The 13202-nt window shown below is 68.6% G+C and carries 15 protein-coding genes; 8 read left to right on the forward strand and 7 right to left on the reverse strand.

Annotated elements, in window-relative coordinates:
• Positions 1–2: 2 nt before the first annotated feature.
• The 7 genes from MUG96_RS02770 to MUG96_RS02800 all read right to left on the reverse strand — a co-directional run bounded on the left by MUG96_RS02770 (position 3) and on the right by MUG96_RS02800 (position 5478).
• Positions 3–665 carry an urease accessory protein UreF gene (locus MUG96_RS02770; protein WP_246988601.1) on the reverse strand — a complete coding sequence of 221 codons (663 nt, stop codon included), beginning with the start codon at positions 663–665 and terminating at the stop codon, positions 3–5.
• Between the two features lie 86 nt (positions 666–751).
• Positions 752–1396: an urease accessory protein UreE gene (locus tag MUG96_RS02775; protein WP_246986284.1), complete on the reverse strand. Its 645-nt coding sequence runs from the start codon at positions 1394–1396 to the stop codon at positions 752–754.
• Entirely contained in the window at positions 1396–2367 is a 972-nt protein-coding gene (locus MUG96_RS02780) for an urease accessory protein UreD (protein WP_246986286.1), read from the reverse strand. Before MUG96_RS02780 ends, MUG96_RS02775 begins: the two co-directional genes overlap by 1 nt.
• Positions 2368–2979 carry an urease accessory protein UreG gene (gene ureG, locus MUG96_RS02785; protein ID WP_246986288.1) on the reverse strand — a complete coding sequence of 204 codons (612 nt, stop codon included), beginning with the start codon at positions 2977–2979 and terminating at the stop codon, positions 2368–2370.
• On the reverse strand, positions 2976–3344 hold the full coding sequence (locus MUG96_RS02790) for an urease subunit gamma (protein WP_246986290.1): 369 nt from the start codon (positions 3342–3344) through the stop codon (positions 2976–2978). Before MUG96_RS02790 ends, ureG begins: the two co-directional genes overlap by 4 nt.
• Positions 3341–5044: an urease subunit alpha gene (ureC, locus tag MUG96_RS02795; protein ID WP_246986292.1), complete on the reverse strand. Its 1704-nt coding sequence runs from the start codon at positions 5042–5044 to the stop codon at positions 3341–3343. Before ureC ends, MUG96_RS02790 begins: the two co-directional genes overlap by 4 nt.
• On the reverse strand, positions 5041–5478 hold the full coding sequence (locus tag MUG96_RS02800; RefSeq protein WP_246986294.1) for an urease subunit beta: 438 nt from the start codon (positions 5476–5478) through the stop codon (positions 5041–5043). Before MUG96_RS02800 ends, ureC begins: the two co-directional genes overlap by 4 nt.
• A 203-nt stretch (positions 5479–5681) precedes the next feature.
• Here MUG96_RS02800 and MUG96_RS02805 point away from each other — a divergent pair, with 203 nt between their 5' ends.
• The 8 genes from MUG96_RS02805 to MUG96_RS02840 all read left to right on the forward strand — a co-directional run bounded on the left by MUG96_RS02805 (position 5682) and on the right by MUG96_RS02840 (position 13199).
• Positions 5682–6425, forward strand: a complete 744-nt coding sequence (locus MUG96_RS02805; protein ID WP_246986296.1) for a hypothetical protein — start codon at positions 5682–5684, stop codon at positions 6423–6425.
• Between the two features lie 486 nt (positions 6426–6911).
• Complete coding sequence (locus MUG96_RS02810) at positions 6912–8186, forward strand: urea ABC transporter substrate-binding protein (protein ID WP_246986298.1); 1275 nt, start codon at positions 6912–6914, stop codon at positions 8184–8186.
• Between the two features lies 1 nt (position 8187).
• Positions 8188–9162, forward strand: a complete 975-nt coding sequence (urtB, locus tag MUG96_RS02815; protein WP_246986300.1) for an urea ABC transporter, permease protein UrtB — start codon at positions 8188–8190, stop codon at positions 9160–9162.
• Positions 9162–10289, forward strand: a complete 1128-nt coding sequence (locus tag MUG96_RS02820) for an ABC transporter permease subunit (protein ID WP_246986302.1) — start codon at positions 9162–9164, stop codon at positions 10287–10289. Before urtB ends, MUG96_RS02820 begins: the two co-directional genes overlap by 1 nt.
• The gene (locus MUG96_RS02825) at positions 10286–11074 is read left to right on the forward strand and encodes an ABC transporter ATP-binding protein (RefSeq protein WP_246986303.1); all 789 of its coding nucleotides are present in this window, start codon (positions 10286–10288) and stop codon (positions 11072–11074) included. The genes MUG96_RS02820 and MUG96_RS02825 overlap by 4 nt, the downstream gene beginning before the upstream one ends.
• Positions 11074–11772, forward strand: a complete 699-nt coding sequence (locus MUG96_RS02830; RefSeq protein WP_246986305.1) for an ABC transporter ATP-binding protein — start codon at positions 11074–11076, stop codon at positions 11770–11772. Before MUG96_RS02825 ends, MUG96_RS02830 begins: the two co-directional genes overlap by 1 nt.
• Positions 11773–12088: 316 nt before the next feature.
• Positions 12089–12247, forward strand: coding sequence for a hypothetical protein (locus MUG96_RS02835; protein WP_246986307.1), 159 nt, complete (start codon positions 12089–12091; stop codon positions 12245–12247).
• A 109-nt stretch (positions 12248–12356) separates the two neighbouring features.
• Positions 12357–13199 carry a DUF3179 domain-containing (seleno)protein gene (locus tag MUG96_RS02840; RefSeq protein WP_246986309.1) on the forward strand — a complete coding sequence of 281 codons (843 nt, stop codon included), beginning with the start codon at positions 12357–12359 and terminating at the stop codon, positions 13197–13199.
• Positions 13200–13202 lie beyond the last annotated feature (3 nt).

The following is a 13202-nucleotide window of genomic DNA, read 5'->3' on the forward strand; positions in this document are numbered from 1 at the left end:
GGTCAACTGAGGAAGAGTCGCCGCTCGGCGCGCTCGTGCTCGGCGGCGACCACGTCCACGAGCGGCGCGAACGGCGTCATCGCCTCGATTGACCGGTCGGCGTGGCGGTCCCACGCCCGCGCGACCAGCGGCCGGCAGTCGGTCAGGACCGCCTGAATCTCGGTGTGGCCGACCCGGAGCAGGCGCTGGGCGGCCCCGAGCAGGTCCGTCAGGAAGGAGTAGCCGAGCACGAGCCCGGCCTCGCGGGCGCTCATCCCCGTCCGCGCGCCGACGACGCCCATGACGACGGCGTAGTTGCCCGGCGCTTCGCCGGCGTCGATCCGCTCGTCGTAGGCCGAAAGCAGGGGATCGTTCTCCGTCTCGGCGACCAGCGAACAGAGTTGCGAACCCGTCCGGGTGGAACTCTCGCGGAACTCGGCAGGCAGTTGCACCGCTCGAAGCCGCTCGTCGACGGCGACGACCTCGTCGAGGTCCCCGGCCGTCGCGGCCTCGTGAGCGGCCCGGAGCGCCACCATCTCGCAGGGCCCGATCTGCCCGTCGAGGTACGTCGACAGCAGCGCCCGGAGATCGTCGCCGTCTTCCACGTCGTCGGCGGCGACGAACCCCTCCAGCCCGTAGGAGGTCGTGAACGATCCGGCGGGGAGGAACGAATCGGCGAACTGCATGGCCGCCAGGACCGACTCGCCGGCTTCGTCGCCCGCCGCTCGTCTTTCGTCCGCGGCCCGGCCGTCGTCCCTGGGGCTGTCGTCGCTCACGACGATCCCTCCTCGGGGTCGTCGACGGTGTGGACGCCGCCGTGAGTGTGTTCCTCGCCCGAGTGGTCGTGGGTGTGGTCGCCGCCGTGGCTGTGGGTGTGGTCGTCGTGCGGGTGGGCGTGTCCGCTCCCGTCGCCGTGGGAGTGAGGGTCGGTCCCGTCGAACAGCGCGGGGTCGACGGTTTCCTCCCGCACGGTCGCGCCGGGCGGTGCGGCCTCGGCGACCGTCTCCCGGACCTGGTCTTCGTCGGCGTCGAGCGCGACCAGGATTTCCCCGTCGCGAACCGCGAGGTCGCGGTGGCGGTTCCCGAGTCGGTGGCCGAGCGCGGCCGCCCCCGCGAGCGCGTCGGCAGACCCGGGGACCCCCGCGAAGTCCACCACGAGCGCGTCCCGGTCGGCGAACGCGACGACGACCGCGCGCTCGTCGTCGGCCACCAGCACGTCGCCCGGCCGGAGGCCGTCCTCGGGAGCGACGATACCGAGTTCGGTGCCGGCCTCGGTCGTCGTCCGCAGGCGGGCGCGCCGGCGATCCCGTTCGTCGAGGACGACCCGCTCGACCTCGTCGTCGGGTCGCTCCGCGACGCGGGCTGCGAGGTCGGGGTCGTCGTCGGCGTTCCCCAGTATCGAGTCGACGACGAGCATCAGTCCTTCCTCCGTGTCGGGGCCGGCGCCCCGACGAGTTCCCGCCGCGCCTCGTCCCAGGCGGCCCGCATCGCCGCGCGGACCGGGGCCGTGTCCTCGCCGAGGACGCGAACCATCGCGCCCGCGTCGTTCGGGAGCTCGGTTGCGCCCGCCCGGACGCCCTCGCGGTCGGCGACCCGCTCGTGGAGCGCGTCCGAGAGGCCGGGGTCGCCGACCGCGTAGAGCGTCCCGAGGACGCGGTGGTCGCCCAGCACGCCGGGTCGCCGGGGGTCGGTGGCCGCCGGCCGGAGGTCGTTCGCGTCGGCGAACAGGCGGCCGTCGGGACCGGTCGCCTCCGTCCGGAGGTAGGCGTGGTCGAAGTCGAAGGCCTCGTCGCGGGCGAGCCGGCCCGGAACGAGGACCTCGCCGACGACCGCGGCGGCGTCGGGCCCGAGCGACAGCGTGAGGTCCTGCCGGTAACGGGCGTCGCGGTGGACGATGGTCGGCTCGGGCAGGTACTCCAGGTAGCCGCCCGCGCCGACCGAGAGGTCGACCGTCGCCGCGCCGTAGTTGCGCTCCATCCGGAGGACCTTCGTCGCGCTCTGTCCGGTGACGTGCGCGACCGCGTCCGGGTCGACCGTCACCTCGATTCCGTGGCGGTCGCCCTGCGCGATCCCCGCCGTCGGCGTCTGGACGTAGACCGTCGCGGCCTCCGGGAGCGCCTCGTCGTGTGTCAGCCCGCCCGTGAGGTGGAAGGGGACTTTCGCGAAGTCATTGACGAGGCGGGTCTGGCCGTCGGCATCGGCCGAAAACCGGACGGCGACGCGACCGTCCTTCCCGACCGCGCCGGCCGCGGCCGCCGGGATCGGCTCCGCGCCGTACGCCTCGAAGGCCGCCTCGGGACCGACCGTCGGGTCGGCGGCGACGGCGGCCGCGGAACGGACATCGCCGGCGTCGTCCGGTGGCTCGTCCGGCTGATTCTCGGTCGCCATCTATGCGAACAGGAGCTGGCGCTCGATGTGGTCGGCCACGGCGTCGACGCCGTCGCTCTCCTTGCAGTTCGTGAACTCGAAGGGACCGTCCCGGACCGCGCGGGCGTCCCGTTCCATCACGTCCAGGTCCGCGCCGACGTGGGGCGCGAGGTCGGTCTTGTTGATGACGAGCAGGTCGGCGTCGACGACGCCCGGCCCACGCTTGCGAGGGATGTCGTCGCCCTCCGCCACCGAGATGACGTAGAGGAAGTAGTCGGCGAGTTCGGGGTTGAACGTCGCGGCGAGGTTGTCGCCGCCGCTCTCCAGGAGCACGAGGTCGAGGTCCGGTTCCCGCTCCAGGAAGCGGTCGATCTGTTCGAGGTTCATCGAGGGGTCCTCGCGAATGCCCGTGTGCGGGCAGGCACCGGTCTCGACGCCGGCGACGAGGTCCGACGGGACTTCGCCCTCGAAGGAAGCCTCCAGTACCTCGGCGTCCTCCTGCGTGAGGATGTCGTTGGCGATGACGCCGATCTCCAGGTCCGCGCCGAGTCGGGGGACGAGTTCCTGGACGAGCGAGGTCTTTCCGGAACCGACGGGACCGCCGATGCCGACCGTGGGCACGTCGCGGGTCATGGTTCGTCCCTCCCACCGTCGGTTGCGGTCGCGCCCTCCCCGTCGATCTCCTCGGGCGAGTCGAAGCGGATGGGGTCGTGGATGGTCACGAGCTTCGTCCCGTCGGGGAAGGTGGGTTCGACCTGCACCATGTCGATCATCTCCGGGACGCCCTCCATCACGTCCTCGCGGGTAAGCAAGGTCTGTGCCTCCGAGCGGATCTCCGCGACGGACAGCCCCTCGCGGGCGCGCTCGCAGGCCCAGTCGGAGATGAGCGCGACGGACTCGGGGTGGTTCAGCGCGACGCCGCGCTCCCGGCGGCGGCGCGCGAGCTCCGCGGCCATGAAGATCGTCAGTCGTTCGCGTTCTTTCGGTGTGAGTTTCATAGCATGTACCGCTGTGCCAGCGGGATTTCGCTGGCCGGCTCGCAGGTGATTACCTCGCCGTCGACGGTCACCTCGAACGTCTCCGGGTCCACGTCGATGTCGTCCGGGCAGTGGTCGTTGCGCACCATGTCGGCCTTCTCGTTCGTCCGGGTCCCCTCGATCGGTTCGACCCGGCTGTCGAGGCCGTATTCGTCCTTCACGCCGCGGTCGGCGGCGGCCTGGCTGACGAAGGAGATGCTCGTGGCGTGTTTGGCCTTCCCGACCGCACCCGCCCGCTGGCGCTGGAGGATCGGTTCGCAGGTCATCAGCGAGCCGTTGGCCTCGCCCATGCTCGACATCGCGGGGAAGCCGCCCTTGAACACCATCGAGGGTTTGATGCCGAAAAAGTCGGGCTCCCAGAGCGCGATGTCGGCCAGCTTGCCGGGTTCGAGACTGCCGACGTACTCGTCGATACCGGCCGTGATGGCGGGGTTGATGGTGTACTTCGCGACGTAGCGCAGGATGCGCTCGTTGTCGTTGTCGGTCCCCTCGTCGCCGGGCAGCGGGCCGCGCTGGCGTTTCATCTTATCGGCAGTCTGCCAGGTGCGACAGATGACCTCGGCCATCCGGCCCATCGCCTGGGAGTCGGAGGTCATGATGGACACCGCGCCGGTGTCGTGGAGCACGTCCTCGGCGGCGAGCGTCTCCGCGCGGATACGCGACTCGGCGAAGGCCACGTCCTCGGGCACGTCGTCGTCGAGGTGGTGACAGACCATCACCATATCGAGATGTTCGTCGACGGTGTTGTCGGTGTAGGGCATCGAGGGGTTGGTCGAGGAAGGCAGGGCGTTGGGTTCCCCGACGAGTTCGATGATGTCGGGGGCGTGGCCGCCGCCGGCCCCTTCGATGTGGAACATGTGCATCGTCCGGCCGTCGATGGCGTCGAACGTGTCCTCGACGAAGCCGGACTCGTTGAGCGTGTCCGTGTGGATGGCCGTCTGGATGTCCATCTCCTCGGCCACCGTGAGGCAGGTGTCGATGACCTCCGGGGTCGAGCCCCAGTCCTCGTGCATCTTCAGGCCGCAGGCGCCGGCTTCGACCTGCTCGCGGAGCGGTTCGGGTTCGCTGGCGTTGCCCTTCCCGTAGAACCCGACGTTGACGGGCCATTCGTCGGCTGCCTCCAGAAAGCGCCGGATGTTCGTCGGGCCGGTGGTGCAGGTGGTCGCGCCGCCGCCGTAGCCGCCGCCGAACATCGTCGTGATGCCCGAGGCGAGCGCGTGCTCGGCCAGTTGTTCGCTGTTGAAGTGGATGTGGATGTCCAGCCCACCGGGGGTGGCGATCATCCCCTCGGCGTTGTACACGTCCGTCGCCGGGCCGACGATCATGTCCACGCCGTCCATCGTGTCGGGGTTGCCGGCCTTGCCGATGCCGGCGACCTCCCCATCGCGGATGCCGATGTCGCCCTTGACGACCCCGGCGATGGGGTCAATGACGACGGCGTTCGTGATGACCCAGTCCAGCGCGCCCGCCTCGGCGGTGACGCCGGGGGCCATCCCGAGGCCGTCACGGAGCGTCTTCCCGCCGCCGAAGACCGCCTCGTCGCCCGGCGTGCCGAGGTCCTCCGTGACTTCCGCGAACAGTTCCGTGTCGCCCAGCCTGATGCGTGAGCCTTCAGTCGGTCCGTACAGGTCGGTGTACTGCCGTCGCGAGACGTCTCTCATTCCTCGTCCTCCCCGTCTCCGGGAGTGTCGTCGCCGGCGTGGGTGTCCCCGGTCGCGCCCGTGTCGGCGAACCCACCTTCCCGTGCTCGCGCGAGCGCCTCGCCGGGGTCGCCGTCGCTGGTCGCCCCGTTCGTGAGCCCGTTCATGCCGGTCACACGCTGTTTCCCGCCGTAGGCCACGAGGTCGACTTCGCGCTCGTCGCCGGGTTCGAACCGGACGGCCGTGCCAGCCGGGATGTCGAGCCGCATCCCGTAGGCCGCCGCCCGGTCGAAGGCGAGTGCACGATTGGCCTCGAAGAAGTGGAAGTGAGACCCGACCTGGATCGGCCGGTCGCCCGTGTTCGCCACCGATACGGACGCCGTCTCCCGGCCCTCGTTGATCACGACCGACCCCTCGCCCGGATCCACCTCGCCCGGGACGAGCCGGTCCGTCATCGACGACCCCTCCGACCTTCGAAAATATACGCCTCGAACTCGAATTTTCCAAATTCGCGGACGTTCATGTACTCACAGGGGGTATCAGTGTCTTGTTGTGGTAAGTCCCCCTCGAATCGTCAATACTTGCTCAGTCGAAAACGGATATACGAGTCATTTCGTAACGTGGGTGTGATGAACGAGCTCGAATCGGTGACGGTCGCATGACTTCGGCGACGCTGCTGGGCGCGCTCGCGACCGCGGGCGTGCTCGGATTCACACACGCCATCGAACCGGACCACGTCGCGGGCATCTCCTCGCTGGCTGGCGAGGCCGGCGACTCCCGGCTCTCGGCGGTCGTCGGGGCCTGTTTCAGTCTCGGCCACGTCGCACTGGTCGTCGTCTGGCTCGGCGTCATGGCCGTCCTCAGCGGCCAGGGGGCCCTGCCGAGCGGGCTCGACGCGGTCGGGACCGTCGGTGCCGCGCTCCTGCTCGGCGGTCTCGGGACCCTCATGGCCGTCGGCGGCCTCCGGACGGTCGTTCGGACCGACGAGCACAGCCACGGCGACGTGACCCACGAACACCCACACCTCCACCTTCCCCTGCCCGGTGTCGGGGGGCACGGCGACGGCGGCCACGACCACGGCGGCCACGACCACGGAATCGCCGCCTACCTCAAGACCGGCCTGCTGGGTGCGCTCTTTACCCTCTCGCCGCCGCTCAGCATGATCGCGTTCGCCGGGACGCTGTTCCCGCAGTACGGCCTCAGCGCCGTCTCGCTCGCGGTCGTCGTCTACGCCGTCGCCATCACGGCGACGATGAGCGCCATCGGCGCCGGCGTCGGCACGGCCTTCGGCACCGCCAGGACGCTCGATGCCCGCGCGTACGGGGCCGTGCGGACGGTCGCGGGCGCCGCCGTCGTCGCCCTCGCGGGCGGCATGCTCGCCTCGACGCTCCCCCTCGCCTGACCGGCAGTTCCGTTCCCACAGTTCTCGCCATCCTTTTCGAACGTCCGTTTGCTGCTTTTCCTCCCACGCGTTCGCACACCCATGCGGGTAGTTAACACGAACATCGCCCGATTCCGGGACGAACGTCCACTATCCGCCGGGGGAATCGGTGTTTTTCATTCAGCATCGCCGGTCGGTCGCGCTGCCGGCGCCGGACCGACACCCGCCGCTGGAGAGACGGAACGAATCTCCGCAGGAAATAGACGAATATACCAATTTCTCTCACTTCGGTGCAGGTATTGCGACAGTATTGGATCAACCTTATACACATTACCACCAAATCAGGTCGAATTAATACTTCTTTGAAAAACGTTATTAGTGCCCACCGAACGGAAGATAACGTCGAGAATATATGAACGCGCATTCGCCGAAATCGATACGTAGTTGGGAGAATACGCAATTGTTCGTTTCGCAACTGGACACTCGTCCGCGGAACGGTGATCGCGTATGACGCGGCAGTACAGTCGTCGGTCGCTGCTCGCTGGAGCGGGCGCGGCGGTCACGACGTCGTTGGCCGGCTGTGCGCTCGGTGGTGGCGGCGGCAGTGACACGATCAAGCTCGGGGTGCTGGAGGACCAGTCGGGCAACTTCGCGCTCGTGGGGTCGCCAAAGCACAAGGCGAGCCTCCTGGCGATCGAGGAGATCAACGAACAGGGTGGTATCGACGGCCAGGAGATCGAGTACTTCGATCCCGACCCGCAGTCGAACAACGACCGCTACCTCGAGCTGACCCGGCAGATGATCAATCAGCGCGAGGTCGACGCGCTGTGGGCCGGCTACTCCAGCGCGACGCGGGAGACCATCCGCCCGACCATCGACCAGAACGACCAGCTGTACTTCTACACGACCCAGTACGAGGGTGGCGTGTGTGACAAGAACGTCTTCGCGGTCGGGCCGACCGCCCGCCAGCAGCTCGGGAGCGTCCTGCCCTACCTCGTCGAGGAGTACGGTTCGGAGATCTACACCATCGCCGCCGACTACAACTTCGGGCAGCTCTCGGCGGACTGGGTGAAGGTGCTGGCGAACGAGAACGACGCCGAAGTCATCGGCGAGGAGTTCATCCCCCTCTCGGAGTCGCAGTTCTCCTCGACGATCAACCGCATCCAGGACGCCGACCCGGACTTCGTGATGTCGATGCTGGTCGGGGCAAACCACACCTCCTTCTACGAGCAGAAGGCGTCCTCGGGACTCGACGTGCCCATCGGCACCTCGACGGCGATGGCCCAGGGGTACGAGCACCTGCGCCTGGACCCGCCCGCGATGGCGAACATCTACGCCGGGGTCAACTACATGGAGGAGATTCCGACCGAGCGCAACACGAGCGACGGTGGCTTCGTCGACCGCTACTACGAGAAGTTCCCCGACGCCCCCTACCTCAACGAGGAGGCCGAGAACAACTACTTCTCGATCTACATGTACAAACAGGCCGTCGAACAGGCCGGCACCACCGACCAGGCCGAGGTCAAGGAGGCCCTGGAGTCGGGCATCTCCTACCCCGCCCCCGAAGCGCCGGAGGGCGAGGAGATCAACCTCGACCCGGAGACCCACCACGTCGACCACCACATGTGGGTGATGCGGGCCGACGAGAACCACGAACTCGAAGCCGTCGAGAACCGCGTCATCGAGGAGCAGTTCCTCTCGAACACGGTCGGCTGTGACCTGACGGAGGAGGACGAGGAGACGCAGTACACCCCACAGGACTACTACGAGGAGGCCGGGTAGGATGGCCGTCGGTCTCGATCTACTCGTCCAGTTTTTCCCGAGTTTCGCCTCGGTCGTCCTCGCAGCGACCGGACTGGCGATCATCTTCGGGATCATGGGCGTCATCAACCTCGCTCACGGCGAGTTCATCATGGTCGGGGCCTTCACGACGACGCTGGCCTACAACGGGTCGATCCCGTACTTCCCCATCGGGGCCGTCCCCGGGGTCGTCCGGCTCCCGGTCGCGATGCTCGTGGGCGCGCTCGTCACGGCGTTTTTCGGCTTCGTCGTCGAGCGGACCATCATCTCCGGGGCGTGGCCGAACCGCTTCACCCAGTGGACCATCGACCGGCCGGTCATCACGCCGCTGTACGACCGCCTGCTCGACTCGATGGTCGCGACCTGGGGCCTGAGTCTCATCATGGTCCAGACGTTCCGAAACGTCTTCGGGAACGCCCTCGGGGGCATCCCAATCCCGTTCGGTCAGGTCAACTACGGCGCCGGGCTGTCGATCTCGACCTACCAGGTCCTTCTCGCCGGCATCGCGCTGTTCGTGCTCCTGGCGCTGTACGTCGTGTTCGTCCGGACCGACTACGGGATGCGCGCCCGCGCGACGATTCAAAACGAGGACATGGCACAGGCCCTCGGCGTCAACACCGAACGGACCTACGTCGCGACGTTCGCGCTCGGGTCCGGCCTCGCCGGGCTGACCGGGGCGCTGTACGCCCCGCTGCTGAGCATCGAACCCGGGCTCGGCTCGACGTTCCTCGTCGATGCCTTCGTCGCGGTCGTCGTCGGCGGCTCCTCGGTCGTCGTCGGCACCACGCTCGCGGGCGGCCTGCTCGGGTTCGTCAACGCCCTGTTCTCGAACCTCTACGGGACGTTCTTCGGTCGTATCGCGCTCCTGCTGGTGGCAATCGTCACGATCCGGTTCCTCCCGCAGGGGCTGAGCAGTCTCGTCGAGCGACTCCGTGAACGCCGCATGGAGGTGCAATGATGGCCGTCGAGGACGCCGACGCGACCGCCGACTCGACGGGCCTCCGGGACCGACTCGTCGGCGCGCTCCACGGCCCCAACACGCTGGGGAAGTCCCGGCGGTTCTGGATCGGCTTCGCCGTGGCGACGCTCCTTTTGGCCGGCTACCCGGTGTACATGCTCGAATCCGCGGTGACGAACATGTCGCAGTTCCTGGCGCTCGCCCTGCTCGCGCTGAGCCTGGCGGTCGTCTGGGGCTTTACCGGCATCCTGAGCTTCGGGCAGGTGGCCTTCTTCGGCGTCGCCGGCTACACGTACGGCGTCGTCGGTATCAACGTCGCCAGTCCGCTCGGGACGATGGCGGGCCTGCTGGTCGCCGTCGCGCTCGCGGCGCTGTTCGCGTTCGTGCTCGGGTACTTCATGTTCTACGGCGGGGTCAGCGACGTGTACGTGACCATCATGACGCTCGTCGTCGTGCTCGTCCTCAAGACCTTCCTCGACCAGACCGCCGGGGACCAGTGGACCATCGGCGAGGCCGCCCTCGGCGGCTTCAACGGGATGCCCGGCATCCCCAACCTCGCGTTCGGCCTCGGGGAGACGGCGCTCGTCCTCGAAGGGCCGACGCTGTTCTACGCCGCCCTGGTGACCCTGCTCGTCACCTACCTCGGCCTCAGGGCGCTGCTCAACAGCGACTACGGCCGCGTGATGGTCGCGATCCGCGAGGACCCGGAGCGGACCGAGATGCTCGGGTACAACGTCAAGCGCGTGAAACTGACGGTGTTCACGTTCGGCGGTGCCCTCGCCGGGCTGGCCGGGGTCTTCTACGTCACCTGGTTCAACTACATCAGCCCGTCGGAGCTGAGCCTCACGGCGGCGTCGCTGCCGGTCATCTGGGTCGCGGTCGGCGGCCGCAAGACCCTGCTCGGCCCCATCGTCGCGACCATCCTCATCGAGCGGCTCGGCCTCGCCCTCTCGGTGAACGTCGGCGACTGGGCCTTCGTCATCAACGGGATCCTCCTGCTCGTCATCATCCTCCTCCTCCCGGAGGGGCTGATTCCGGGCGTCCGCGATCTCGCGGACTGGATCAGTTCGCGCCGGAGCGGCGGCGAGACCGACGATGCGACCGCGACCGGGGAGGTGGCGGAATGAGCGACGCCGAGGGGATGGACCCCGCGGTCAAGCAGACCGCCGCCGAGCGCGCGACCGGGGTCGACACCGACACCATCCTCAAGACCGAGGGCCTGACCAAGCGCTTCGGCGGCCTGACGGCCATCGACGACGTGGACCTCGGTATCGAGGCCGGCGAACTGCGCTGTCTCATCGGCCCCAACGGCGCCGGCAAGTCGACGATGCTGAACCTCGTCACGGGGGCGCTCACCCCCTCGGAAGGGTCGGTCTACTTCCAGGGCCACGACATCACCCGGATGGACCCCCACGAGCGCATCCGCCGCGGGCTCAGCATCAAGTTCCAGGTCCCGAGCGTCTACGAGGACCTCAGCGTCCGGGAGAACGTCCGTCTGCCGGTCCAGCGGCTCGCGTCCGGCGACGACCGGGACCGCCGCATCGAAGAGACTCTCGCGACCGCGGGGCTCGCGGACAAGGCCGACGTGACCGCCGGCGTCCTCTCCCACGGCGAGCAACAACAACTGGAGATCGCGATGGCCGCGGCGCTGGACCCCGACCTGCTCCTGCTGGACGAGCCCGTCGCCGGGATGGCCGTCGACGAGCGCGCCGAGGTCGCCGACCGCATCACGTCGATGAACGCCGACCTCGACCTCGCGTTCGTCGTCATCGAACACGATATCGACTTCGTCGCTCGCATCGCCGACCACGTGACGGTCCTGGATCAGGGGCAGATCTTCCGTGAGGGATCCATCGAGGAGATCCGCGACGATCCCGAGGTCCGCCGCATCTACCTCGGAGGTGAGGAGTGATGCTGGAACTCGACGGTGTCCGGGCCGGCTACGGCTCGACGCCGATCCTCCGGGACGTGGACCTCTCGGTCACGGAGGGCGAGATCGTCGGCGTCATGGGCAAAAACGGCGTCGGGAAGACGACACTCATCAGGACGGTGATGGGACAGCTCGAACCGACCGAGGGGACGGTGACCTTCGACGGCGAGGACGTGACCGACCGCCCGCCACACGAGCGCGCCCGCCTCGGGATGGGCTACATCCCGCAGGCGCGGGAGATATTCCCGGACCTCACCGTCGAGCAGAACCTCCGGATGGGCGAGACTGTCAACGAGGGCGGCGACCGCCTGCTGTACGACGAGGTGTTCGAGTACTTCCCCATCCTCGCGGAGCGGCGAGACCAGGACGGCGGGACGATGTCCGGCGGGCAACAGCAGATGCTCGCCATCGCCCGCGCGCTGGTCGCCAACCCCGACCTGCTGCTGCTGGACGAGCCCTCGGAGGGCATCCAGCCTTCCATCGTCGAACAGATCAGCGAGGATATGCGGACGATCAACGAGGAACTCGGGACGACCATCCTCTTCGTCGAGCAGAACCTCCAGGTCATCCGCGACATGGCCGACCGCTGTTACGCCATGGAGCGCGGGACGCTCGTCGACCAGCTCGACGGTGACGCCCTGTCCGACGAGGACGCCATCGCCGAGTACCTCGCGGTCTGAGACGGCCGGCGGCCACACAGCGAGCCCTTTTTCACCGCCCTCGGCCAACCACCGTCGGGTGGCGATGACGAGACGTTACCCCCGCTGAGCCCCTTGTGACGAGACGTTCGCCCGAGCCACCCGCCGCGAACGCCGAGCGACGCGTCCGGGTTGGAGTGGTGCTTATACTCATACAAGGTCGAGCGTGTGCCCCGTTCACGTCCGGCGGTTTCGGTGGCATAAACGGCTACACCTATATGTGATGTCTCCGTACTAACTGGTACGGTCGAGAAGCGAGGGAGGGGAACCCTGTGTGGCTCGACCGGAGGTGTCTCCCATGCTCAAACAGAAACCCAAGCAGACAGCGAACGAACCCACTGAATACGCGCCGGTCGCCAACCACGTCGAGACGTGCCCGGACTGCGCCGAGACGGTCGTCGACGGACAGGGTCTGCTCGCCTGCACCGACTGCGACTGGACGGCCCTCGTCGCCTAACGGGCTCCCGTTTTCCGATCCGCCGACACTGTCTCTCCGCTCTCCGCTCGCTACACGGTAACGTGTGGGTTACTCCCGTGCTTACGAGTGCTCGGTACGTACTCCCGCCGTGGAGCGCAGACGCTTCCTCGCCGCGCTCGCGACGGCCGCGGGCGTCGCCGGGTGTTCGGGCGGGTCGGGGGACGGCGGCGACGCGCCGACCTCGACTCGATCCGAGTCGTCACCGTCCGGTGCCGCCGGCGCGGCCGACAACGCCGCGACCAGCGGGCTCGCCGCACAGGGGATCCCGGCGACGATCTGCTCGGAACCGGTCCAGGCCGACCCGGGCATCTACGCCGTCGACGACCCGGCGTTCGCTAGCGACTGGACGGGCCGCGACATCGCCCCCGAGTACCGCCGCGACGGGCGCCTCCCTGCCGACGAGACGGTCGTCGGGCTGACCGCAGACGGGCGCGCGCGGGCGTACCCCCTCTCGGTCTTGACGATTCACGAAAGCGTCAACGACGCGTTCGGCGGGCCGGTGCTGGTCACCTACTGCCCGCTCTGCCGGAGCGGGCTCGTCGCGGAGCGGGTCGTGGACGGGACGCCGACGACGTTCGGCGTCTCCGGCCTGCTCTGGCGGCCCGAGCGCATCCAGGCCGCCGACAGCGTCGCGGACGGGCGCGCGTTCGGGGCCTCCGGGAGCGCGGGCGCGGACGCCGAGGTCGGGGTCAACGGCAACCTCGTGCTGTACGACCGCGCGACGCGGAGCTACTGGAGCCAGATCCTTGGGCGGGCCATCTGCGGGCCGGCGACCGGCACGGCGCTGTCCATCCGCCCCTCGACCGTCACGACGTGGGGCGAGTGGCGCGCCGACCACCCCGAGACCGACGTGCTCCTCCCGCCACCGTACTCGGAGACGTTCCGGCCCGCCGACGACGTGGCGGGGCGAACGCCGGGACCGGACCGCTAACAC

The organism is Halorientalis marina, from assembly GCF_023028345.1.
GTDB lineage: Archaea > Halobacteriota > Halobacteria > Halobacteriales > Haloarculaceae > Halorientalis > Halorientalis marina.

Coding starts and splice junctions, on each gene's coding strand:
- MUG96_RS02810 (WP_246986298.1), top strand. CDS start 6,912: ATGACGCGGCAGTACAGTCGTCGGTCGCTGCTCGCTGGAGCGGGCGCG.
- MUG96_RS02835 (WP_246986307.1), top strand. CDS start 12,089: ATGCTCAAACAGAAACCCAAGCAGACAGCGAACGAACCCACTGAATAC.
- MUG96_RS02830 (WP_246986305.1), top strand. CDS start 11,074: ATGCTGGAACTCGACGGTGTCCGGGCCGGCTACGGCTCGACGCCGATC.
- urtB (WP_246986300.1), top strand. CDS start 8,188: ATGGCCGTCGGTCTCGATCTACTCGTCCAGTTTTTCCCGAGTTTCGCC.
- MUG96_RS02790 (WP_246986290.1), bottom strand. CDS start 3,344: ATGAAACTCACACCGAAAGAACGCGAACGACTGACGATCTTCATGGCC.
- MUG96_RS02770 (WP_246988601.1), bottom strand. CDS start 665: ATGCAGTTCGCCGATTCGTTCCTCCCCGCCGGATCGTTCACGACCTCC.
- MUG96_RS02820 (WP_246986302.1), top strand. CDS start 9,162: ATGGCCGTCGAGGACGCCGACGCGACCGCCGACTCGACGGGCCTCCGG.
- ureC (WP_246986292.1), bottom strand. CDS start 5,044: ATGAGAGACGTCTCGCGACGGCAGTACACCGACCTGTACGGACCGACT.
- MUG96_RS02825 (WP_246986303.1), top strand. CDS start 10,286: ATGAGCGACGCCGAGGGGATGGACCCCGCGGTCAAGCAGACCGCCGCC.
- MUG96_RS02805 (WP_246986296.1), top strand. CDS start 5,682: ATGACTTCGGCGACGCTGCTGGGCGCGCTCGCGACCGCGGGCGTGCTC.
- MUG96_RS02780 (WP_246986286.1), bottom strand. CDS start 2,367: ATGGCGACCGAGAATCAGCCGGACGAGCCACCGGACGACGCCGGCGAT.
- MUG96_RS02775 (WP_246986284.1), bottom strand. CDS start 1,396: ATGCTCGTCGTCGACTCGATACTGGGGAACGCCGACGACGACCCCGAC.
- ureG (WP_246986288.1), bottom strand. CDS start 2,979: ATGACCCGCGACGTGCCCACGGTCGGCATCGGCGGTCCCGTCGGTTCC.
- MUG96_RS02800 (WP_246986294.1), bottom strand. CDS start 5,478: ATGACGGACCGGCTCGTCCCGGGCGAGGTGGATCCGGGCGAGGGGTCG.